23 protein-coding genes and 3 pseudogenes are annotated in these 21429 nt (G+C 40.9%); 8 read left to right on the top strand and 18 right to left on the bottom strand.

The window, feature by feature from the left end:
• On the top strand, positions 1-273 hold a 273-nt coding region (locus BKE30_RS16415), incomplete at its 5' end, for an IS5/IS1182 family transposase (protein ID WP_076879194.1).
• Between the two features lie 72 nt (positions 274-345).
• Here BKE30_RS16415 and BKE30_RS13990 read toward each other — a convergent pair.
• The 4 genes from BKE30_RS13990 to BKE30_RS13975 all read right to left on the bottom strand — a co-directional run bounded on the left by BKE30_RS13990 (position 346) and on the right by BKE30_RS13975 (position 4264).
• On the bottom strand, positions 346-1818 hold the full coding sequence (locus BKE30_RS13990; RefSeq protein ID WP_076879193.1) for a TIR domain-containing protein: 1473 nt from the start codon (positions 1816-1818) through the stop codon (positions 346-348).
• A gap of 42 nt (positions 1819-1860) precedes the next feature.
• A complete protein-coding gene (locus BKE30_RS16225; protein ID WP_227518414.1) occupies positions 1861-2499 on the bottom strand; it encodes a DUF6988 family protein in 639 nt (212 codons plus the stop codon).
• A 325-nt stretch (positions 2500-2824) separates the two neighbouring features.
• Complete coding sequence (locus tag BKE30_RS13980; protein ID WP_076879192.1) at positions 2825-3277, bottom strand: DUF2147 domain-containing protein; 453 nt, start codon at positions 3275-3277, stop codon at positions 2825-2827.
• A gap of 312 nt (positions 3278-3589) precedes the next feature.
• Positions 3590-4264 (bottom strand): TetR/AcrR family transcriptional regulator, encoded by a 675-nt coding sequence (locus tag BKE30_RS13975; protein ID WP_076879191.1) that lies wholly within the window; start codon positions 4262-4264, stop codon positions 3590-3592.
• A gap of 97 nt (positions 4265-4361) precedes the next feature.
• On the opposite strand from BKE30_RS13975, the gene BKE30_RS13970 reads away from it, so the two are divergent.
• Complete coding sequence (locus BKE30_RS13970; protein WP_076879190.1) at positions 4362-5426, top strand: MBL fold metallo-hydrolase; 1065 nt, start codon at positions 4362-4364, stop codon at positions 5424-5426.
• A gap of 27 nt (positions 5427-5453) precedes the next feature.
• The gene (locus BKE30_RS13965) at positions 5454-6275 is read left to right on the top strand and encodes an SDR family NAD(P)-dependent oxidoreductase (protein WP_076879189.1); all 822 of its coding nucleotides are present in this window, start codon (positions 5454-5456) and stop codon (positions 6273-6275) included.
• Positions 6276-6856: 581 nt separating this feature from the next.
• Here the strand turns inward: BKE30_RS13965 and BKE30_RS13960 are convergent.
• The 4 genes from BKE30_RS13960 to BKE30_RS13945 form a co-directional block, all read right to left on the bottom strand.
• Entirely contained in the window at positions 6857-7780 is a 924-nt protein-coding gene (locus BKE30_RS13960; protein WP_143253768.1) for a hypothetical protein, read from the bottom strand.
• Between the two features lie 226 nt (positions 7781-8006).
• Positions 8007-8858 carry a hypothetical protein gene (locus BKE30_RS13955; RefSeq protein WP_076879187.1) on the bottom strand — a complete coding sequence of 284 codons (852 nt, stop codon included), beginning with the start codon at positions 8856-8858 and terminating at the stop codon, positions 8007-8009.
• 50 nt (positions 8859-8908) lie between these two features.
• Positions 8909-9295: a hypothetical protein gene (locus BKE30_RS13950; RefSeq protein ID WP_076879186.1), complete on the bottom strand. Its 387-nt coding sequence runs from the start codon at positions 9293-9295 to the stop codon at positions 8909-8911.
• Positions 9296-9467: 172 nt separating this feature from the next.
• Complete coding sequence (locus BKE30_RS13945; protein WP_076879185.1) at positions 9468-10073, bottom strand: BLUF domain-containing protein; 606 nt, start codon at positions 10071-10073, stop codon at positions 9468-9470.
• 490 nt (positions 10074-10563) lie between these two features.
• On the opposite strand from BKE30_RS13945, the gene BKE30_RS13940 reads away from it, so the two are divergent.
• From BKE30_RS13940 to BKE30_RS13930, 3 genes are all read left to right on the top strand, one after another.
• Positions 10564-10866, top strand: a complete 303-nt coding sequence (locus tag BKE30_RS13940; protein ID WP_076879184.1) for a type II toxin-antitoxin system HigB family toxin — start codon at positions 10564-10566, stop codon at positions 10864-10866.
• Entirely contained in the window at positions 10863-11222 is a 360-nt protein-coding gene (locus tag BKE30_RS13935) for a helix-turn-helix domain-containing protein (protein ID WP_240687815.1), read from the top strand. Before BKE30_RS13940 ends, BKE30_RS13935 begins: the two co-directional genes overlap by 4 nt.
• Before the next feature lie 413 nt (positions 11223-11635).
• Complete coding sequence (locus BKE30_RS13930; RefSeq protein ID WP_076879183.1) at positions 11636-11902, top strand: hypothetical protein; 267 nt, start codon at positions 11636-11638, stop codon at positions 11900-11902.
• A 304-nt stretch (positions 11903-12206) separates the two neighbouring features.
• Here BKE30_RS13930 and BKE30_RS13925 read toward each other — a convergent pair whose 3' ends face one another.
• From BKE30_RS13925 to BKE30_RS13905, 5 genes and pseudogenes are all read right to left on the bottom strand, one after another.
• Positions 12207-12770 (bottom strand): TetR/AcrR family transcriptional regulator, encoded by a 564-nt coding sequence (locus BKE30_RS13925; RefSeq protein ID WP_076879182.1) that lies wholly within the window; start codon positions 12768-12770, stop codon positions 12207-12209.
• Positions 12771-12773: 3 nt separating this feature from the next.
• Entirely contained in the window at positions 12774-13043 is a 270-nt protein-coding gene (locus BKE30_RS13920; protein ID WP_076879181.1) for a hypothetical protein, read from the bottom strand.
• A gap of 14 nt (positions 13044-13057) precedes the next feature.
• Positions 13058-15298 (bottom strand): DNA topoisomerase 3, encoded by a 2241-nt coding sequence (locus tag BKE30_RS13915; protein ID WP_076879180.1) that lies wholly within the window; start codon positions 15296-15298, stop codon positions 13058-13060.
• A gap of 416 nt (positions 15299-15714) precedes the next feature.
• Positions 15715-15771 (bottom strand): annotated as a pseudogene (locus tag BKE30_RS16500) (type II toxin-antitoxin system YafQ family toxin); the annotation flags it as partial.
• A gap of 147 nt (positions 15772-15918) precedes the next feature.
• Positions 15919-16176, bottom strand: coding sequence for a type II toxin-antitoxin system RelB/DinJ family antitoxin (locus tag BKE30_RS13905; RefSeq protein WP_198938089.1), 258 nt, complete (start codon positions 16174-16176; stop codon positions 15919-15921).
• Between the two features lie 148 nt (positions 16177-16324).
• Here BKE30_RS13905 and BKE30_RS13900 point away from each other — a divergent pair, with 148 nt between their 5' ends.
• Complete coding sequence (locus BKE30_RS13900) at positions 16325-16546, top strand: hypothetical protein (protein WP_143253766.1); 222 nt, start codon at positions 16325-16327, stop codon at positions 16544-16546.
• 525 nt (positions 16547-17071) lie between these two features.
• On the opposite strand, the gene BKE30_RS13895 is transcribed toward BKE30_RS13900, so the two are convergent.
• The gene (locus tag BKE30_RS13895) at positions 17072-18262 is read right to left on the bottom strand and encodes a Fic family protein (protein WP_076879178.1); all 1191 of its coding nucleotides are present in this window, start codon (positions 18260-18262) and stop codon (positions 17072-17074) included.
• Between the two features lie 118 nt (positions 18263-18380).
• Positions 18381-18554 (bottom strand): hypothetical protein, encoded by a 174-nt coding sequence (locus BKE30_RS16085; protein ID WP_158073197.1) that lies wholly within the window; start codon positions 18552-18554, stop codon positions 18381-18383.
• Between the two features lie 114 nt (positions 18555-18668).
• Here BKE30_RS16085 and BKE30_RS13890 point away from each other — a divergent pair.
• Positions 18669-18818 (top strand): annotated as a pseudogene (locus tag BKE30_RS13890) (transposase); the annotation flags it as partial.
• A gap of 366 nt (positions 18819-19184) precedes the next feature.
• Here the strand turns inward: BKE30_RS13890 and BKE30_RS16600 are convergent.
• The 3 genes and pseudogenes from BKE30_RS16600 to BKE30_RS13875 all read right to left on the bottom strand — a co-directional run.
• Positions 19185-19331: pseudogene (locus tag BKE30_RS16600) on the bottom strand (GH-E family nuclease); the annotation flags it as partial.
• Positions 19332-19450: 119 nt separating this feature from the next.
• Positions 19451-20359 carry a ParB/RepB/Spo0J family partition protein gene (locus tag BKE30_RS13880; protein WP_076879177.1) on the bottom strand — a complete coding sequence of 303 codons (909 nt, stop codon included), beginning with the start codon at positions 20357-20359 and terminating at the stop codon, positions 19451-19453.
• Positions 20360-20364: 5 nt separating this feature from the next.
• Positions 20365-21174 (bottom strand): ParA family protein, encoded by an 810-nt coding sequence (locus BKE30_RS13875; RefSeq protein ID WP_076879195.1) that lies wholly within the window; start codon positions 21172-21174, stop codon positions 20365-20367.
• Positions 21175-21429: the final 255 nt, after the last annotated feature.

The raw sequence follows: 21429 nt of genomic DNA, 5'->3' as shown, positions 1-21429 counted from the left end.
TTTTTATTGACTGATAAAGGTTATCAAGGTTTAAAGCGACTAAATATTCCTTACTTAATGCCATTTAAAGCCAGTAAGAAAAGACCTTTAGTTGCGTTGCAAAAATGGCTTAATACTGAGATCAGCCGACGTCGCATTAGGATTGAGCATGTGATTGGCAAGTTAAAGCGGTTTAAAATTCTTGCAGAGCGCTACCGCAATCGACGTAAACGCATGGGATTACGCTTTAATTTGATTGCTGCTATTTATAATATCGAGCTGGTCAAAAATTGATTTATGCAAGAGATCTAATATATGTCAATTCATTCATCGAACTTGATTTGGGTGCCAGTCAGGCTCATAGTCCTACCGTTCAGTCGCCAATTTCTCATAATTGCTTAGATCAAAGACATTCAACCTACCCCAGTCCCCAACACGTGGCAGCACATCAGGATAGGTTTTGAAATAAGTAAACAATGGCTCAAGGTCTTGTTTATTTTCCACTAAAAACAAAGTCTTGATTCTATCAAAATAACTTTTAGATGCAGCTCTTGCAAAAATCTCGTGAGGGCTACGTCGATTGGTGTAATAGATTGCCACCTTTGGAAACCAGTTAATCCAATCATAATCACCTGTCTTCTTAGTTAATTCAGGAATTAAAAAGGCAATAAAATCAGCTTGAGCCAATTGATCAATACTAGCAATCTGTGTGTTCAAACGTGTTTTAATTAGTGCTCCCGTTGGGGAATGATATCTTGGGCCATCATTTAACTGATAATACTTGCCCAATGAATCCGCAAACTGGTTTAATGCGGCAATATTTAAAGCTACTTTACGCCCACCGGAATTGGTTGTTTCAACATAGTAACGATGATTTAAAATTACTGAAGCCGCCTCAAACTTTTCATGATTTATAAAAATTGCGATTGCATATAGAACCAGTTCATAAGTGATAAATTTATAAAAATCAAAGTCCAAATCCGTATAACTATATGTGCCACCTTCCGGTTTTCTGGGTACAAAATAGTGAGTCAAATTCTCAAAAAACTTATAAAGTACTTGGGCATTTTCTTGAGAATTTCCATAAATGGCCATGACTTCAAAGACGCTAAGGGCTTCATCCCGGTAAGGTAAAAACTCTTCAATATGATTGAATATGATCTCTTCTCGTGTTTTCCCTTCCTTGAGTTCAATGTCCTGTATCCAGAACCGTTCCAGGTTTTGATATAAGGTTTGAAAATATTCACTTAGTGCACCTGATGCATAGGGCTTGCCAGTCTTTATTGCATCTTTACAGCGCCGGGCAGCAACCTCAGTACCTAACACTGTGGGATTTTCTTCCAGTATATAAGCTGGTGGCTTGCCTAGAGGGGGCTTTACCTTTAAAGGTTTATCATAGACCCAGTGAACCAATTGTTTAAAATTTTCACTATAGGTTTCCTCATTGCTCAAATCTATATATATTCTGCCTTTATAGTAGATTGGCAGAAAAGGCTGGCCTTGATCATCTAACTCACTTAAGACTGCCACATATTTTGTTTGATTTGTAGACTCATAAACTTGTCTTGAAATAATCTGAGTTTCAACACCGACGCCTTTTTCACGGCTATCTGCCCTTTCCTTGTATTTCCAGTCACAAATCATAATGACTTTAGTGGTAGCAGAATCTCGTTCTATCTGTTCCATAAAGGCATAAATATCATGGCCTTCTCTTAGTTCCCATTTATCGAGCGTGACATCAACCCCAACACTGACTAACTCCTGGGCCAGTTTATCTACCCACTCTTCATGATCAGGTGATGACCAACTATAGGAAATAAATAACTTAGGTGTCTGCACTTTAAAAATACTCCCTAAAATTTAAACTGACTCTATTTGACGTTACTTAAAACGGGCGTCTATTGTTGCTTTCATATTAGGATCAACATCTTGCTCCATATAAAAACACTCTCTATATTTTTCATGCAAACCTAATAAAAAGTGTTGCTTATCAGGAATTGAATGCTTAAACATAATATGTACTGCGGCGCTGACCAAATTATTAGATTGCCGCATCAACGTATCTATCATACTGGGATCAAAACCTAAACTGCTTCTTATAAATGCATGCTTTCCCGTATGAACCAAAGAATTTAATGCTTTAAGATGATATTTTTTAAACTCCACCAAATGCTGAATATTTCCTTTAGCGGGTAAATCTGCCTTACTTAACTTATCAAGCATTTCAGTAATCATGGGAAATTTATCACTTAACCATTGTTCCTCATTGGTCCAGTTAAAATTGATTTTCATTATCTGATTATTTGTTGCGATATAAAGAAGCCAGTATGCTCTCGTGACAGCTTCATACTGCGCCCTAAGCACTACCATTGCAGGAATGGGTAAGTCTGCTGCCATCAGTGAATTCACGCCCAGGCTATGCTCAATAGAAACATTTATGCATTGAAAAACCACATCCAGCCGTGGACCACAGTTCATAAATTCACTGTTGTCAATTTCATGCTTTACCTCAGTTAGCATGGCTAGCGAAGACCTAAATACATTGTCTGTTGATCTAATCATTAGTGGTGGTATTACCTTAAAATTTATATTAATCAAAGCACTTCACGACATGAGAGAGACGATGAGGTATAAAAACTTACTTGTATTGCTGTTCAGCATCGACAAACGATCAAATTTTACCAGTGTATAAGGACTTATTATGATGACCCATAAGATGCAACCGATCATAAATGACATCGCCTAGCTATAGGAGCTAAATGGATTGCTATTGTGCAATGACAAAGTATTAGTTAGGCACGTTTAATAGCGCTATTCTCTTTGTCATGCACTAACAGGCAAAAATCTACTCTTTACGTAACCAGGTTTGACTGCGACCAATTACCGAAGTTCCAATGTAACCACGAATCCGCAATTTTTTACCATTGCTACTTAGCTTTGCTTTCATGCCATAGATTTTGCCAGTTAAAGGATCAATAATTTTTCCATGTTTATAATTATCAGGTTGTTTGACATCATTGATTAAACCCTTAAATACTTGCAAGTTTTTAATGGGCTGATCCGTGTAAGGTTTTGGACATTTCTGGCACAGCAGAATTAAGGGCTGCCCAGGAAATGGGAACTGCTCAATAATGGTTCCTATATAGGTGTCATTCGCCTGTTTCTCAATGCTGATATGAGCAAGCGCATAGCCAGTCTTGTCATCAACAGTACGCCATACCCCTTCAATATTTGCTTCGCTGGCATAACTCATTGAAGCACTCAATGACAATAAAACAGCAGCGATCATTGCTTTCATAAAAAATTCCATTTTTCCGTATTATTTGTAAATAGTATCATAACTATCAACAACGGCATTTTTTTATAAAATTTTATTAGGATCAATCGTTTTCTGGCTTATCTTCTTGTACCTAAGATTATTTTAAGACGTAAAATGAGGCTTGACCAAAATAATTGCGCGGGTTGACATGATGCGCCTGCAAACTCAATAGCCATCAATAGTCAGTTTATCGATTTGCTGTTTTAAGGCTTTTAATACATGTTGATAACTAATAGCTCAGTAGGATACTTAGTATAAAACCCAACATTAAAACATCATCCTGTGGTAAAGCTACAGCCTGGAATGTAAATGACCATGAGAAATTCCATTCAGTAAGGCGCCAACCGTCACCAGCATCTCTTCAGTCAATTGATCAAGGCTTAATTCCTGATTCATCAGCCACTCTGCCATCAGTTCGTTCATTCCTCCCACAATCGCAATGGCCAGCCAGCGATAATTACGCTGCGGGATTTGCTGTTGCTGCGCCATGCTGTGTAAAAACAGCTCAAGATGTACGGCAATACCATGAATAACCTCACGTCGCCGCCGCTCTATTGCCGGGCTGGCGCCAACTACTTCAAGCACCCCCACCTGTGCCCGGCGGGTATCGGTTAAATAGTGGTTTACCAAGGCCTGAACTACCTGTTTCATCTTCTCACGCAGACTACCGGTTTCAGCCTGCATTGCCTCCAGTAAGGTAGCATTTAACTCCTCCATCATCTGGTTGTACAACGCCATTAGTACGGCTTCACGCCCGCTAAAAGCCTGATAAAAATTTCGGGTAGTCACTTTGGCTTCACTACACAAGGCCTCAATGGTGGTATTGGAATAGCCTTGGGTTGCAAACAGCTCTAACGCTGCATTCAACAGACGTTCCCGCCGTTCCTGAACCCGAACTTCTGCATCCTTTTTGGCATATATCCGCTTGGCAACCGGTGCTGCTGGTGTATCTTTTAAATTTGACAAGAAACCTTTCCCAATTTATATTGCATTTGATGATCTAGCGGCAAGCTCACCCCTGTTCTTGCCACGCCAATAACAGATATTTCACAAGGACAAGGCCATGAGCATATTGACGCCATTTTACCACTTTAATGATACCCGTAATGCACTGCGGCCACTGGAACGCATTGACAATATCCGTGAAGCCGCCAAGGATTTTCGTAAAACCATGCTGGCCAAGCCCAAAGTGCGTTTTTATAAGTCGATTGAATTAATCCGCGTTCCCTATCCGGCCAAATATGGCTACCTGAATGCGTTTGCATTACCCACACCATTTATTCATTTATGCAATAAGTTGTTTGTCATTCAGTTTGATAGCAATGAGGGTGTTAAAACCCTGCTGGTTAGTCCGTCAGACTGGGAAAACCAGCGCGAAACGCCATTTTTTGCCCAGTTGGATCAAAGCGCCGGCCCATTTTCCAACCAAATGGAAAAACTGATTGTCAAAGGAACCAACACTGTTTTGAATGCCTTACAACAGCTTGGCTTACATCCTGAGGACATTGATTATATTACTTATGATCACCTGCATACCCAGAATGTAACCCGATGGCTGGGCGGTCAAGGTCAGGCCGCTATTTTCCCCAACGCCAAATTGCTGGTGATGCGTGAAGAATGGGAAGGTACATTGTCATTACTGCCGTGGCAAAACCAGTGGTATTGCCCAAGCGGCATTGCAGGCATTGATGAAAGCCGCGTGGAACTACTGGATGACAGCGTGTTTCTGGGCGATGGTTCGGTTGCCATCATGCGCACCAAAGGCCATACCGAAGGCAATCATTCCATTGTGGCGCATACCGATCAGGGTCTGCTGGTCACTTCGGAAAATGGCGTCAGTATGGATTCCTATGCCCCCATCCACTCTAAAATTCCAGGCCTTGCCAGTTTTGCCAAGCGCACTCAGGCAGAAATCATCATTAATGGCAATACCCTGGAATGTGGTAATGATCAATACCTGTCCATGATTCAGGAAAAATCGGTGGCTGGCCCCTGGCCCAAGGATGAGCGCTTTTTTAATATGGCGTTATCTTCGGAATCTGATGGCTACTGGTTATTTCCTGGCACCAAACCTACTGTTCGTATGGGCGACCTGGAATTTGGCAAACTGACATTAACCACCCAATAAACATTAAAAAAAACAGGAAACTGCATTATGGATAAAGTTTTTATTGTTACCGGTGCTGCCTCAGGAATTGGCTTTGCACTGGCTCAGCAATTGCTTGCTCGAAAGGAACTGGTCTGTGCCTGTGATATTGACGCTCATTCATTAGAAAAACTGCGTCAGAGTGCTAATTCCGAACAGTTAATATTACAAAAGCTGGATGTACGTAGTACGAGCGAATGGAATAGCGTCATTAATTGTGTCCTGCAACAGTGGCAGCGCATTGATGTATTGTGCAATGTGGCGGGTGTGTTGCGTGAAAACTGGGTGAGCGATATTACCGAAGTAGATGTCAATTTTCATTTTGACATCAATGTCAAAGGCACTATTTTTGGCATGCAAGCCGTTTTGCCTACCCTGATCAGACAAAAACAGGGGCATATTATTAATATTGCTTCGCTGGCTGCTTTATCGCCTGTGCCGGGATTATCCTTGTACAGTGCCAGCAAGTTTGCAGTACGTGGCTTTTCATTGGCAGCGGCCATGGAACTGGCTGAGCATGGGATTAGTGTGACCACTATTTGTCCTGATGCGGTACAAACCCCCATGCTGGATCAACAAAAGGATAAGGAACAGGCCGCATTGACCTTTTCAGGTTCACGCGCGCTGACCACGCAGGAAGTTGTCGATGCCATTTTAGAAGCACTAAAAGATAAACCACTGGAAGTTATCCTGCCGCCGATGCGCGGTGTAGTTGCCAAAGTGGCCAATGCTTTTCCGGCGCTTGCGGCACGTCAGGTCAAGCGTATCCAACAGATTGGAATTAAACGGCAGCAAAAAATAAACCAGGGGGCGAGCAGCACGAAAAAATAAATCAGGCTATGCAAACAGGGCTTTAAATAATGCGTTTAAAAGCCCTGATATTTCTTAATCAATAGCAGCCTTATGGCTATAGACATCAATAAAAACTTGGTTAAATAAATTCTCTCAAAACCTTAGGAAAAAATCGGGTTTGATTTAAAGGCAGGATTTTTATGCTAAACAACTAAATTAGAGATCGTTCAGCGATATAACTAGATTAGATTAGCTATATCGCTTCGATCATTTTTAGTAATTTGAATTTACTTAGGCTCAGCGATTAATGATTCTTTAAGAACCAGTACCAGTAAGCCCGTTCTTCTCTAGGTAGCCGCTGTACCATTTTTGGATGTTTTAAATAAAAGGCTTTGTTTTGGGAACAAATCACAGAAATATTTAATGGGGTGGCCGCCGATGCACTTTTAATGATCTGATTAATCTCATCCATTGGTAAAACCTCGCTCTCTTGACTTATTAACACTCACTAAGAATTGATTAATTATGTGACCCATGTCACATAATTATATGTGGCGCCTGATTGGTATTTTTCAAGGCTGGCCATCGTTTTGCTAAAAAAATTATCTATAGCATGACGTCTATTGCATGGCATAGATGTAGCGCACTTCATTTTGCTGGCAGCTTTCATGAGGGCCAACAATCATTCCCAGCTCATCCCTTAATCTTTTGCTGACTGGCTGGTTATCCCAGTGCTTCTGCACTTTAAACTGATAGAACTGGTTTAGTCCCCAGTTATGACCACTTGCCCGTAAGCTGTAGCTGTTATCCTGCCAATACGTGTGCTGGGTATAAAAAATAGGTAAAGCCAGCGTTCCATTTTTAAGCTTAAGATATAGGCAGTGGTCTTTTACCACTAACTTTCCATGTTCGGTCAGTGTATTGTCAGGGTGATAGGTCGATTGATTATAAAACGCCAGATACGGCATTTGATTACTACTGACTGGCCGGGATGGATTGCTCGGTTTGAGCACCTTATTGCTATCGTCAGGCTCAATCACCTGGTTTGCTGCCACAGGTTCACCTGTAATCAGTGAATGATAATACAGGCGAGGAATGGCCGCTTTTACGTTACATTTCGATTGAGGTGATGCATTGACCCAGCCGGGGCTAATCGCTGAAAAGTGCGGGCTTGCCAAATTAATATCACTTCGCTCAACAGCAGCATTAACCCGCTGGCCAATCAGTGGCATATAGCGGGACTTGATTTGTTCAGGGGTACGGTAAGCCCCAGTGATAATAGGCAGGATGGTTTGGCCATTATCCAGTTTAAGATATAAGCATTGATCCGCTCCCAGCTCCAGTATCCCGACATCCTTTAATGGTTCACCGACGATGAGTTGCGGCATCATTGAGGTCGCCACATGCACGGGTGTGGTGGGCTTAGTCGTGCTGTGAGGCGCTGGTGTATTTGGTGGATCAGGCTGTCCTGCTGTGGGCTTCTGGCAAGCGACTAGCAGGCCATAGCACAGGCTTATCAGTGTTACTTGAGCTAGTTTTGCCATACCACCTTTGCCCTGCCTAAATAACAAGAAACCACGTAAGGTGAACGGTTGTACAGGTCATTAGTTGTCCCATAAATCACATAAAGATGTAATTATTGTTTTGAAATGTAAAAGGGTTAAAATAATTTTTCGTTTAAGCCAGTAAATAGAGTACTCCTGATTTAAGCAGGATTTATAAGTCAATGTTTTAATTTAAGTATTGATTCCAAACATGCTGGGACTACAGTCAGGGTGACTGCTTGCCAGTGATATTGGTACTGTCCCTTGCCCTAAATACACGCGTATTGGGTGAAAGAATCTCCGCATAATTTATTGATGCAATTGCCTGATGACTGGCCGTAGTGCTCAAGCCCTTACCTACTTCGGCCAACTTAATTTTAAGATTGCCTTTGCCACTGATATATGGATAGATATCCAGCATTGGAAATCGATCACCGACATAATGTTCAGCAATAAAAAATAGTTGAGGATGCGGTAAAAAATTTGCTGGAAAAGTAATTGAGGTTTTACTACTTAAATTAATTTGCTGATCGAACTTAGGGTCAATTAAATAATATTTAATTTTAGGGTTAAAAGGCAGCGCGGTAGTAGCCACTGGAAAGTACCGAAAAAAACCATTTCCATTACTCAGTTTATCCAGGACGATATATAGATTTTGTCCCTGATACTCAGGATCAATATTTAAGGCTTTTTCAAATTTCAATTTACCCTGGATTGACTGTCTTCCTGTCGTTGATTCAAAGAAAACTTGTTTAATTTTCGTGTTATTCGGCATGAGTACATCAGCAATTAACTGTCCCCTGGTTGTACTACTATTGACAACCGGCACGTGCTTATTTACATCGACTTTCCAGCATTTATTGGTAGAACATAAAGTGAAATTGGAGACATTAATCTTCCCCCAATCATTATTACTGGAAACTGCCAGATTTACCCTGAGGCGGGACATCTGATCATGTCGAGCTTGTTGATATCTCGTTTCTTTATAGGCTTCTAAACTTTGCGGGGTAAAAGGTGGTAAGGTCGCCAGAACAGGCGTAGAGAAAGCCAGCAAAATTAAGGTATAAACAGGTTTCATTTTTATAAGATTCCTTTTTATGTTTTTAACAATTAAGATTATTTTAGAGTTTATACGACTGCCAAAAACATGAGTAACAGCCAGGCGACCTTAATTAACACCAACCCATATTGATTGCAGGCTATTTGCCTTGCTTGACTGGCAGGCTCACCGGGCTTGGTGATACGCTCCCCTACCTTAAAGGCATTGATAATTTTAACACTACTATCAATAGAGAAATCTTTATTGATATCAATTGGCTTACCCCGTAAAAACTCAATGATCTTTTTTAAGACGTAGTCATTAACCGCCTGTTTCACATCGTTATCAGTTGATTGATGACTCACGATGATCGTTCCCTGCCCCAGAGTTTCTTTATATCCCTTGATCTTAAAGCGATATTTAAACTCAAGTTGAATATTATGGCTATCCAGATCGGGGGGCTTTTCACTAGACATACTGATTGCCTGTGGCGGTCAATTTAAAAGCTAAACGCTACAGGATAAATAAGGACAGGTAACGGATGAATGTCACTGTCTAATGATTAATTATTTCTAAAAACTTTACTATCTTAATGACTAGATAAGTTGACTGGCAAGCAAGCCGGTTCCAGCCAGTCATGCCTATGGTTTATTGTTGATACATGATTGAAAATCCATTTAAGCCCAGGTATTGGTTTAATCCAAATATCAACCCAAGAATGATTAGTGCGGCGATGAGCATAAAGCCAGCGAGATAATATACACTTCCGAGACGGCCGGCACTGTGGGAGAGTTCACTTACTTCTGTACGATGCGCCTTTACAGCAAAACGCTGAGGTGCCAAACCTGCCAGTAATGCAATGAACTCATCAAGCTGGCTGCCTTCTAGCAAGTATGGGTCAAAACCATTCTCGCCATAGTGCTTAACGAAAAACTGTTGCAGTGCTTCTTCCCGTACAAAATATATAATTTCCCAGCCCGTAAAATACCGCTCAGTGATCAGCTCACGTTTTAATAATTTAAATTTCTCATCTAATGGATTGGAAACCGCTTGCCGATAGACCCGGTCAATCGTTGATGCAGGCGCTTCAAGACAGTGAAAAAAGTTATCATTGCCGTAAACCAGAATACCCGCCATGATGCCACGAGCATTATTACTCTCGGCATCCCGGGTCATGCTAACCAGATGATTTTTAATAGTAGAAGGTAATGCAGTAGAGCTACTGGCATATGAGAATCTGGTCGGTTGTGGCATCAAAATCCTGAATAAAGTAATTACATTGCTAATAACTCAATACTATTATTATACATTTGTTTACATCAGCACCTATTGATTGTTCATCTGCGATTCTGGTCGCTTTATCATTTTTATCCTTACCACCATTAATACTTATACAAGAAGGAATTTTATTTTATATTCCCTTAAGTGACCTAAATGCTGGCCAGCTTAAAGCCAATAATATGCTGACTGAAGAACATATCCGCTGTGAACTCAAGCTAATGGAACCCAGAATGATACCAGTCACGGGTACTGTGAATGGCATGAGGTTAATACTGCCAGCGTTGGCTTACCCAATATTGAATGATAAAAAAGCCCAGTTCATAATCTGGGCTTTTCTTTTAGGTACTTATCGTTAAAACATTATTCCATTTACGACAGGCCGAGTTTAAGCCAACAACTAATAGACCATTTGCATAACTCCCATTTTGGGAGTATTATAACTCAATAGAGCAGAGATCAAGATATGCGTATATTGGCAAAAAGCAGATTAGTTGCATTTTGGGAAAGTAGTCCAGCTTACGCAGATTCTGAAACGCCTTTAACCGAGTGGTATAGGCACTTTGAAAAGGCCAGTTATGCAACGCCACAAGCGATTAAGGAAGTTTTTGGCACAGCCAGTATCTTAAAAGGTGGTCGTATTGTTTTTAATATTGGTGGCAACAAATATCGCTTAATTGTCGCCTTTGATCTTGAACGACAAATGGGCTTTATCAAGTTTGTTGGTACACATACTCAGTATGATAACCTCGATGCGGAGAATATATGATGAATCTTAAGCCTATTCGTAGTCATGACGAGCTAAGTGCTGCTTTAGCGCGTATTGAGGAATTATGGGGAGCACCCATAGATACCCCAGAGGGCAATGAGCTGGAAATATTAAGCCTGTTGGTAGAGAAATACGAAGATGAGCATTTCCCAATTAAGCCCTCTAATCCCGTTGAAGCAATTAAATTTCGTATGGAACAACAAGGTTTACAGCCCAAGGATCTAGAGCCATTTATTGGCGGCAGCGGCCGGGTTTCTGAGGTATTGAGCAAGAAACGTCGTCTAACGCTGCCCATGATTAGAAAACTTAATGCCGGGTTAAATATTCCACTGGAAAGTCTTGTTAATGCCTATTAACTTGACGGCATTTTGATTTTTAAATCTCAATATCAAGATATCAGTCAATAGAGATATCTATCATCCCTACTGAAAATTACTAAAGCAGTAAAATTAGAAGCACTTATAAACAATCAAGATATGACAAAGCAGGTTAAGAACCCTTTTGCCCTCTAAACACTCATTATCTTAAGACTTGAACGGGTTTGGGGGAAATAATTCCCACCATGCCCGCACTTATTTAATGTATTCATGAGGTAAGGTTTGCTGTTGAGCAACAGTATATTGTAGTAATTTGCTGGCCATTCTAAAAGTCCAAATCAACAGAATATCTAATCAATGGTATTAAAAAATTTAAAGTAAAATTACTAAAAGTTCCTATTATTGTTGATGATTTTTTTTATGATAGATAATTGGTTTTCAGGAGGGAAAAAATGATTATTCATCTGTTGGTTAGGGATAATCCCAATGTCACCTTTTCTATTGATAGTGAACCTGCTTACCTGAAAGAGGAGTTATACATCCACCGAATTACATCTGGATATGAAAAACTATGGCAGGAGCTTAAGCTCCCAAAATTCATGCATGTGGCCTTAAAGAAAACCTTTGAACATACCACCAATATGGTTTATCTGTATGACCTAGAGCATGAGCAAAAGCTCAATGAGATCGGTTTTTGTGAAATAATCAAAGTGAATTAGCCAATAAAATTCTCCCCTCTTCTATCTTTTTTATTGAAAAAGCAGGAATTTGTTTAACCTTTATTATAAAAATATTTACATACTTTGACTGTCTCATACTTCAAAAGTATCAAAAGAAAAGCTAATTTTTAAAGCATATTGGTATTTTGCTTTACCTACAAAAAGCGTTTAGTCATCATATCAAAAAGTAATCAATGATTGAAAATCTAACGCTAGTTCAATCTTGTCATTTCAAGCAGCCCATGCCTGGCTGCTTAGCCGATAAAGCAAAATTCAAATTCTCTAAACATGAGCATAAATCTCATTAGGCAGATAAACCAACCCGGTGACTACTCATCAGATTTTCAATCACTGTCCAGCCATTCAGATAATCCATTGTTTTAAATCGGGCATTGACCAGCATCCCTTCAGCCATATTCACCAGTAAATGCGCCAGAGTTGCCGGGTCACTGACCTGCAATTCCATCAACAGATTTTTAACCAGTTCAAGCTTCCAGTGCTTATGCCGGTGAATGATTTTAAAAATGGAGCCATACTCATCATCGCATTCAAAAGTCGCCTTATTAAACAGGCAACCATTAAAGTGATGCGAGCTGCTAAATTCCACATGCCACTGAAAAAATGCCTTGAGCTTTTCCGCTTGGCCAGAGACCCGGTTCATACGGTGGGTTAAGTCATTCTGGATCAGCAGGCTTTCTTCTTTAAGGCAGTCCTCAATCAAGCTGGTCTTGGACGGGAAGTATTTATAAAAAGTCATCTTGGCCACGTTTGAGGTACTGATGATCTTGTCCACTCCGGTACGGCTAAACCCATACTGGTGAAACAGGGTTAAGGCGGTGCTGAGAATCTGGCTTTGCTTTTGGGTCATTGCTCAATCCTTTGCTTTACATAAAGTATCGGCAATACTCAATGGATGATTAAACTTGGTTTTAAATAATTGTTGGTCTTCTGCATAGCGCTTTTGATGGTAGATAATAGCCTTCTGGATTGCTTCTGTATCATCCACCGGCAAAAGCCGGGCTTCCAGCGCCAATGCCATACATTCAGCCATACCGCGCTTATAGTCAGGATAAATCCAGCGCAGCCTGCGACGATTGCCCATCAGGTGTTGTGCCAACTGATATTGCTCAGGTAATTTCATTGCAATATCCAGTCCTAAACCAGATGGGTCGGATCAGGAACCGGATTAAAGGAAAAATTCTTGTCATCCGGTGTACCTGCAATCACCGGTTTGCCGAGCTTATCCTCATAGGACTGTTTGCAGGCTGGATAGCCAGAGCAGCCCCAGAACGCATAGGCCTTCTTGCCTTTTTTGCCGGTACGCCGGATCAGGCCATTACCGCAGGCCTGACACTTAAATTGTGCTGATACCGCCGCTTTAGGCTTTGGCTGCCCCGGCTTGCCACCCGCATCCGGTAGAGTAGTTTTACAGCCTGCGCGGTCACTACAGCCCCAAAAGGCCTGTTTGCCGGGTATGGCAATGCGGTTCATGGGCTTGGTGCATTTTGGGCATGGGACCGAATCCGCCAATTTTACAGAACCACTTTGCTTGACACTCTCCACTTCCCGGCCAATATAAGACATCAAGTTTTGCACAAAACCCACTACATCCTGTTTGGTCTTTAATGCTTTTTGCTGTTCATGCCAGATCGCGGTCATATCAGGGTACTTGGCCTGATCCGGCAGTGCGTCATAGAGTTTTTCCCCAATTGGTGTACTGACAATGCTTTTGCCTTGTTCGGCTAAAAAGCCACGATCAAACAGGGTTTTAATAATACTGTCACGGGTGGCTGGTGTCCCAATGCCCCCATGCTCGCCCTGCTTGTCCTTATCTTTATCAACCAGGGTTTTACGCAGTCGCTCATCCTTGACGTACTTGGCCACACGGGTTAAATCGCTTAGCAGCGTGGCTATCGTATACAGTGCGGGTGGCTTGGTTTCCTTCTTTTCTGCAATGGCCTTGATGCACTGCCCTTGATCATGCTGTTTTAAGGTACGCAGGTCACAGGCCAGGATATGGTCATCCTGGGCCAAATCCTCATTGTCCTGGTCATTTTTATATAATACTTTCCAGCCCATCCGGGTTGGCACTTCCGCAGAGGCGGTAAACTGGTGCTTGCCCACATTGATGAGGATATCGGTACGGTCATAGCAGTAATTGGGGAAAAACTGGGCAATATATGCCCTGGCAATCAGCAAATAGATTTTCTGTTCTGCATCAGTCAATTTATTTAAGTCGGCCGTTGCTTCAGTGGGAATGATTGCATGGTGCGCCGATACCTTGGCACTGTTAAATGCCCGGCTTTTGATGCTTGGATCTGATTTGCCAATCAGGTTGGCAAAAACCGGGGCAGTCTGGCCAATGGCTGCCAAAACACCCGGCACATCCCCATGCTGCTCATCACTTAAATACTCGCAGTCTGACCGGTTATAGGTAATCAGCTTATATTTCTCGCGCAGGTTCTGGGTAATGGTTTTCACCTGGTCTGGCTTCATGCCAAACTTGCGCGACGCATCGGTTTGCAGTTTAAGCAGGTTATAAGGTAAGGGTGGCGGGGTTTGTTTGGCTTCAGTTTTAACACTGGCTAAAATCGCTGTGTGGCCAGTAGCATCTTTGGCAATCTGCTTGGCCTGTGCTTCATCAAGCAAGCGTTTTTTTTCGTCCACCGTATCAGTATCTTTGACCAGATAGCGGCCGTTAAAGTTTAAACCCTGAATATCAAAATCACCGGTTACGCTATAGTAAAAACTTTTCTGGTGACTGGCGTTTAAGCGGCAGCGGCGCACCACCAGCCCCAAAATGGGAGTTTGTACCCGTCCAACACTTAACACCCCCTGATGACCCTGATTCTGGGCTTTTAGGGTATAGGCACGGGTCAGGTTATAGCCATAGAGCTGGTCGCCAACCGAACGGGCTTCCGCCGCCGCAGACAATGGGGCAAATTCCTGGTTATCGCGCAGGTTGGCCAGCGCCTTTTGTACCACTTTTAAATTATTGTCATTAATCAGTACCCGTTTCACCGGCAGGGTACATTTGGCAAATTCCAGCAGCTCATCAATCAAGAGCTGGCCTTCATCATCAGGATCACCGGCATGCACCACTTCCCGCGCCTGCTTGAGCAAGGCCATGATTTTTTTAACCTGGTCTTTTTTATCACTAGCGACTTTTTTCTTCCAGGGTACATGCGAGAACGGCAAGTCGGCCATGTTCCACTTTTTATATTTGGCGTCATAATCTTCAGGATCGCACAGTTGCAACATGTGGCCAAAACACCAGGTCACGGCATCCTGTCCACACTGAAAATAGCCATCCTGACTTTTACCACCACCCAGGCCATCACGGATTGCCTTGGCCAGATCGGGTTTTTCCGCAATAAATAACCGTCTAATTGTCATGGTTGTATCCTTGGTTACGCCAAATATTAGAACCTAGTGGTCGTGCAGCACTTTTCTTAAGCGCTCCCCTTCAGCTTTGATCTGCTCACTGTCCAGGGATTTAATCAGTAATGTGGGTAGACTTTCTATAAAGGCCTATCTGAAACTCCTCAATGTGTTGATAGTCATCGGCATAGTAGTCTTCAATTTCGCTTAGTTCTTCTTGAGATAAGTGAGCAAGTGCGTCTTCATATTCCTGCATTATTTTATTTTTATCTGCCTCAAATTTTCCTTCGATTTACAGTGCATATTTCCTAAAACTCTCTAACATGCCAGGGGAGCGTGTTGAAGCCATTTATTACCTCTTTACATTTTTCTGTATATTAAAATAAGTCAGCATATGACCCAAACCTGGCTAAAATCAATTCCTGATTGTCTCAATCTACATCCCAGATCAGTAAGAAATCCGGTTGCACATGGCATTCCATGTAGGCCTTCCAGTTCCTAACTAAGGGATGTGATTTATATTCAGCGGGACAGTCCCTGTTTTAATTAAATGCTCGTCAATAAGGTACAGCAGTAACTTGGTGTCCTTTTTAGAATCACTTAACGCGCGTTTTAAATCCTTTTTAAACTGCTTTTTAGTCCTGATCGTCAGCATCATTTACCTCATCAAATAGTGCATTTGCTGATGAGTAAGTTTGCGGTTCAACAGGAGCATTCATGGCAGCGAGCGTCACCGCATTCGGGACTTTGAGTTCAAGCGGAAATTCCTGCCGGACAATCACCTGATGCAAAAAAATCCTGATTGCATCAGACATGCTCAAACCTATTGAATCCAATACTAGTTCAGCTCTTTGCTTGATATCACCATCAACCCGTGCTCTTACCACATTCATTTTAGCGTTCATAACTAAGACCTCAATGTATGCATCCATACAAGTATATGGTCTTATCGTAGCCTAAATGGGCTACAATTAAAATCATTAGTACGAATCCCTACATTTTTTCGTTAACGAAAGTTTTGCCAACGATGTAATCAGTATCGTGATGAAAAAATCAGGCTATCAGGGCATCCTGACACAAGAACAATATGATGCACTTCTGCCCGCTTTAACCAACTTTTCAGAAGAACGTAAAGAGGCCTGCTATCTGGTTATGGTCAAAGGCCTGCCAGCCACCGAAGTTGCCAATCAGTTCAGCAAAACCCGGCAGTGGCTAAATGATGTGCTAATCAAGATTTATGACAAATATGTTCAGGTTAATTAGCCCATTGACTGGCAAACCACTACCGTCCGAGTTCCCCCACATCTTACTGTTATTATCAGAGGCATGGAACAAAAGGCACTGGACTTATTAAAGCAACAGGTTAGAAAGTTAAAATAATCGGTAGCTATTATTAATATTTTCTATTAAACCAGTTAAATATAATCTAAATCGTTTATATAAATTTACTATACAGACATACTAGAGCATGTCATCAATTAAGCCAAATCATTGTTGAAGCCAGATAAATAGCTGAGAGGAAGTTTACAGCTGTTCACTGCCATGCAGGCAGCTTAGAAATCGCCATGCATGTTAAGACTGGACATCAGGGTTAAACCAAATACAACAGGCTAAAAAGATAGTTTTACAGGCTATTTTACTTTGATATGTTGCAATCCATAGCTATGCCAATTTTATTAATAATATCAAAACATTATACCATTTCCGAATGGTTGTGAAACTTGCTTTTACCTAATGATTTAGGTATATTAACTCCATAAAAATAGACCTAAGATCAGCACTCGCCATTTAATGACCCATAATGATTAGCCCATCGCTTTCACTTAAAAAACCAAGCTCAATCAGTTTTGCAATATCGCGGTAAAAGGTACGCTCTGTTTTACCGTTATAAAGCATACTTACCTGAGAGTTTCTTAATAACTCTGCCTGTGAGCAAAATCGTCCCTGCTGGCCAATAATTTTGATTAACAAGTGAATCAAATTAAATTGTCGGTCTGAAATCAGCTTATTATATTTGGCATGATTTAAATGGTTTTGATATAACAGATAAGTGATCAAATCGTTACTGATGTCATGTAGATGCTCAATGGTGTTAAACATGCCCATCAAAACAAAATCAATAAATGCCTGATTCGGATATACCTGTTTTTTTTCTGCGAGCTTTCGGCACGCATTAAATAAGGCAAAATATTCATGAATATTGGTTTGATAATATGACCAGACCGCCGATGAGCTAAAGCGGTATCCTGACTGCTCCAGAATGAACATCTCAACTAAACGCCCTGTACGGCCATTACCATCCCAAAATGGATGAATCAGCTCAAAATAATAATGTGCTAAACAGGCGCGAATAATGACAGGCTGATTGATGATATGTGGACTATTGAGCCACTCCACCCATGCCTCGATTAAATACTCAATATCCTCAATACATTTGGGGGGTCTGTACGCTCCACCATGTGCATTGTTACCCACAAGCGTGGTTTGCGTAGGCTGGTTATTTCTTAATTGTCCTGCTGGATTATGCTGTTCATCCAAATTTTGAGAAACAAGGCGATGCAATTTAAAGACACTGGACAGTTCAAAGGGTTTTCCCTGATTAGGACTTAACTGCTTGGCGCTAGAGGTTTTTATCCACTCAATGGCTTCTTTAAGATTGGTTAGTCGCCGTTCTTCTGTTTTCTGGATGGTTTTCGGGTCTTGGCTTAAAATCGCCGCTGTTTCTTGCTCAGTAAACTGGCCGCCTTCTATCGTATTGGTACTATAAATACTACTGGCCAATACTTTTTCTTGGATTTGGTCAATGATTTGAGGAAGATTAGGCATTTTATTAAAGCGATTTTGAGCATCATTAACACGGTCAAGCATCGCTTGGCTTTGTTTTAGATCAACACCAAGCTGAAAAACAAATGAGCCTGACTTATAAGTCATGACTCTTAATGTGGTGTCATCTAACCATACTTTAGAATGTTCGGGCATTTTGTCAAAGAAAATGTCAAAGAAAATGTCAAATCATTATTATTATAATACAGTCATTTAGTCAAATTTATAGCAAGAAAATGTCAAAGAAAATGTCAAAGATTTGGTCAAAAAATAGCTAATGCACACGATTATTATCAAACCAGTCATAAAACGCCTGCCCGTTGGTATCATACGGTAAAAACTCATCAGCCAAAGTTTCATTGACATCACTGGTATGCGGTATGCCATTTCCTTCATACAAATAGCTGCCATGTGCTGCAAGGTATTTAAGGCCAATCAATTCGACCATTAGATAATGGGCTTGGTTGCGGTGTGCCGATCACCTGCATTAGCTTGGTCGGGTGCTCCTGCATGAACACAGCGGGTACCGAGTAAAATTAACTGCAAAGCACCACGCAGCTATGACCAGCATTTGTACAAGACACGTCCTTTAATTGAGAACTTCTTTGCCAGGCTCAAGCAGTACCGGGGCATTGCCACACGCTATGATAAGCTGGCTCTACATTTCCTGTCAGTCATCTATCTGGCGTCTTCCATCATCTGGCTCATTTGATGACACACCCTAGAATCTTATATTAACTAAAATTATATTAAAAATAATAATTATAAACCTGAACAATAAAGAAATTATAATGAAAAATCAGGTTGATTTAAGTATGTAGTTTAACGGTACCTAATTCACGAACTGTACCCATGATCACTATGCCTTTAAGCACATCTTTAATTGGGTTTGTGCTGAATATGGCATTGAACATCGTCTCATCAGGGTCGCACGTGAATCAATGGACAAAGCGCATGTTTAATCCAGAATTTTAGCTAAGGATCCATTTTTGGAAGCCGAAATGGATTTTCCAGATTTATTCTCAATGAAGATAGTAAATAATATTCCATTATTAGTTAAGCTTACGCAGCAGTGCTACTATATGGACTTAGATAAAGCTCTTGGTAACAGGGTTAATCTTTTTTCATGACGTCTACTCCGAATACTAGAAGGATCTTCTAACTGATATTGATTAAGATCTTTCATATAGTTATTAAAATCCTTCTGTGATAGAACCTCAGCTTTAGCCTTCCGCTTTTCACTTCAGTGTTGGTTGCCAGAATTATGCCCAAAATTGGCTTTACCATCAATGGAATTACCTGATTTGCATAAATAACCATCATTACAAAAAGTGTCGCAAGTTGCTACACTTCACCTTCAATAATTTTTTGAATATAAGATTGGAGTTTATCAGTCTGCTCATCATCAAATAAAACTGCATTTAACTTCACTACAAGTTGCCTACTATTTTTTGACAAATATCCAACTTTCTTGCCAGCAAGGCTAATCTCTTTGATAAGCGATGGATCAGGTTTTTTTTGTTGAGGAGAAGATGGCTTTTTATGCAATTGGTCAATAATCCAATCTGCTAATTTGGTTTGCTCCAGTAAGCCTTGTTCTAGTAAATCCCATCCTTCACGAAGTAAAGAAGACAATTTTGGAGATTCATACTCTTTTAAAACCCGCTTTAAGCTTACTGCTGCAGTCCGAGATAACAAAGCAGGATTAAGATCAAGACGTTCTATAATTTCACTAGGTAACTCTTCATAAGCAAAATAACGGTACATGTCTTGGCGGTTGAGACCTATAGATTCAGCCAGTTTCTTTTTATTGGGAAATAAAGTTTCAATCTTGCGCAAAGCCTTACCAATTTCATAATCATATAAATCTTCACGATCAATATTTTCGGTTAGCGCAAGTACACCCATTTCTTCATCTGATACAGGAATGATAATCGCGTCAATCGCTGATTTATTCAGTAACTGATGGGCACGATAACGGCGTTCACCTGCAATGAGCTGGTAACGGTCATTGACCTGCCTAACGGAAACAGGCTGTAGTAGTCCAGACTCTTTAATTGAAGCGGCTAGTGTTTGAATTTCATCAGGTGCAAAAGTACTTCGCGGCTGATAGGGATTTGGATCAATCAATTCAAGATTCAATTTAATGTATTGACGGCCTGCGTCGAAGTCAGCTTCCTGCTGCGCTTCGGCATGACGAATGCTATTTTCAGCTAATTTCTTTTCCAGCATTTCCTTTATATTTTTTGCCATTAGTACTATTTCCCCTCAATCGCTGTTAGACCCAATGACTCAATTACATATTCAGCTAGCTTTCTGAACTCTTTTGCTACTCGTGCATTTTTATCGATACTATGCAAACTCATCTGGCCCATAGCGGCCTGATTAACTTTCGTACTCACAGGTATTTTTACTGGCAATAATTTACCAAATTGCTCATTTGCCGCTGTTTCTATCAGCTTACATACCGTTTGCCGCTCATCATGCTTGATCAGTAGCGCGCCCATAAATTCAAGTTTTGGATTAATACGCTTTATCTTATCAACATGTCTTAAAAGATCAGTAACGCCGTATAGACCATATTGGGAACCTGATTCAATGGGGATAATTAAATGGGTGGCCAGTGACAAAGCATTACTAGTAAGCAATTTCAATGAAGGCGGACAATCAATCAGCACAATGTCATACAATCCATCTAAGGGTGCAAGTTTTGCTTTTAACTCTTCTGAAGGTCTTGCGGTATGTTCTTTTAAGCTATCCTCAGCACGACCTAATGCAAGCGAACCATAAATAAGTGATACACCCTCAATATGCGTGTCTTCATGCAAAGCTTGTGGCAATCTGTCTACTTCAGAAGCAAGCAGCTCAGCACAGGTCACTTCAACTTCACTGGGATGTAACTTACCAATATGCATACTGGCATTAGCTTGGGGATCAAGATCAACAACGAGTACTGATAAGCCCAATCTAGCCAGTTCAGCAGCAAGATTGACTACTGTGGTGGTTTTTCCACATCCACCTTTATGGTTAGCGACAACGATCCACCTGGTTTCGCTTAGCTCACTCATTATGCTCATCCCTTATTAAGGCGTAATTCATTTAAGCTATCCTTTATACCGTCTTTTAAAACATTTTGATAGGGTGTCGCAAGTTGCGACACTGATGCAAAACAATGTGTCGCAACTTGCGACACCCTATCTGTATTTATTATAACTTCGATACTCTCTGTAAAACTTTCTTGATATGATTTTTTTGCTAAAAATTATTAACCACAGGTCCTTGAAGTTTTGAAGTTTTGAAGTTTTGAAGTTTTGAAGTTTTGA

The organism is Alkanindiges hydrocarboniclasticus, assembly GCF_001982605.1.
In the GTDB taxonomy this organism is placed as follows: Bacteria; Pseudomonadota; Gammaproteobacteria; order Pseudomonadales; family Moraxellaceae; genus Alkanindiges; species Alkanindiges hydrocarboniclasticus.
The sequence above is the reverse complement of the archived record's forward strand: the minus strand, read 5'-3'. Positions and strand labels throughout refer to the sequence as shown.

Excerpts from the sequence above, each read along its gene's own strand:
- BKE30_RS16225 (WP_227518414.1), bottom strand. The coding sequence starts at position 2,499 with ATGCTAACTGAGGTAAAGCATGAAATTGACAACAGTGAATTTATGAAC.
- BKE30_RS13980 (WP_076879192.1), bottom strand. The coding sequence starts at position 3,277 with ATGAAAGCAATGATCGCTGCTGTTTTATTGTCATTGAGTGCTTCAATG.
- BKE30_RS13970 (WP_076879190.1), top strand. The coding sequence starts at position 4,362 with ATGAGCATATTGACGCCATTTTACCACTTTAATGATACCCGTAATGCA.
- BKE30_RS13965 (WP_076879189.1), top strand. The coding sequence starts at position 5,454 with ATGGATAAAGTTTTTATTGTTACCGGTGCTGCCTCAGGAATTGGCTTT.
- BKE30_RS13960 (WP_143253768.1), bottom strand. The coding sequence starts at position 7,780 with ATGGCAAAACTAGCTCAAGTAACACTGATAAGCCTGTGCTATGGCCTG.
- BKE30_RS13955 (WP_076879187.1), bottom strand. The coding sequence starts at position 8,858 with ATGAAACCTGTTTATACCTTAATTTTGCTGGCTTTCTCTACGCCTGTT.
- BKE30_RS13950 (WP_076879186.1), bottom strand. The coding sequence starts at position 9,295 with ATGTCTAGTGAAAAGCCCCCCGATCTGGATAGCCATAATATTCAACTT.
- BKE30_RS13945 (WP_076879185.1), bottom strand. The coding sequence starts at position 10,073 with ATGCCACAACCGACCAGATTCTCATATGCCAGTAGCTCTACTGCATTA.
- BKE30_RS13940 (WP_076879184.1), top strand. The coding sequence starts at position 10,564 with ATGCGTATATTGGCAAAAAGCAGATTAGTTGCATTTTGGGAAAGTAGT.
- BKE30_RS13935 (WP_240687815.1), top strand. The coding sequence starts at position 10,863 with ATGATGAATCTTAAGCCTATTCGTAGTCATGACGAGCTAAGTGCTGCT.
- BKE30_RS13930 (WP_076879183.1), top strand. The coding sequence starts at position 11,636 with ATGATTATTCATCTGTTGGTTAGGGATAATCCCAATGTCACCTTTTCT.
- BKE30_RS13925 (WP_076879182.1), bottom strand. The coding sequence starts at position 12,770 with ATGACCCAAAAGCAAAGCCAGATTCTCAGCACCGCCTTAACCCTGTTT.
- BKE30_RS13920 (WP_076879181.1), bottom strand. The coding sequence starts at position 13,043 with ATGAAATTACCTGAGCAATATCAGTTGGCACAACACCTGATGGGCAAT.
- BKE30_RS13915 (WP_076879180.1), bottom strand. The coding sequence starts at position 15,298 with ATGACAATTAGACGGTTATTTATTGCGGAAAAACCCGATCTGGCCAAG.
- BKE30_RS13905 (WP_198938089.1), bottom strand. The coding sequence starts at position 16,176 with ATGAATGTGGTAAGAGCACGGGTTGATGGTGATATCAAGCAAAGAGCT.
- BKE30_RS13895 (WP_076879178.1), bottom strand. The coding sequence starts at position 18,262 with ATGCCCGAACATTCTAAAGTATGGTTAGATGACACCACATTAAGAGTC.
- BKE30_RS16085 (WP_158073197.1), bottom strand. The coding sequence starts at position 18,554 with ATGGTCGAATTGATTGGCCTTAAATACCTTGCAGCACATGGCAGCTAT.
- BKE30_RS13880 (WP_076879177.1), bottom strand. The coding sequence starts at position 20,359 with ATGGCAAAAAATATAAAGGAAATGCTGGAAAAGAAATTAGCTGAAAAT.
- BKE30_RS13875 (WP_076879195.1), bottom strand. The coding sequence starts at position 21,174 with ATGAGTGAGCTAAGCGAAACCAGGTGGATCGTTGTCGCTAACCATAAA.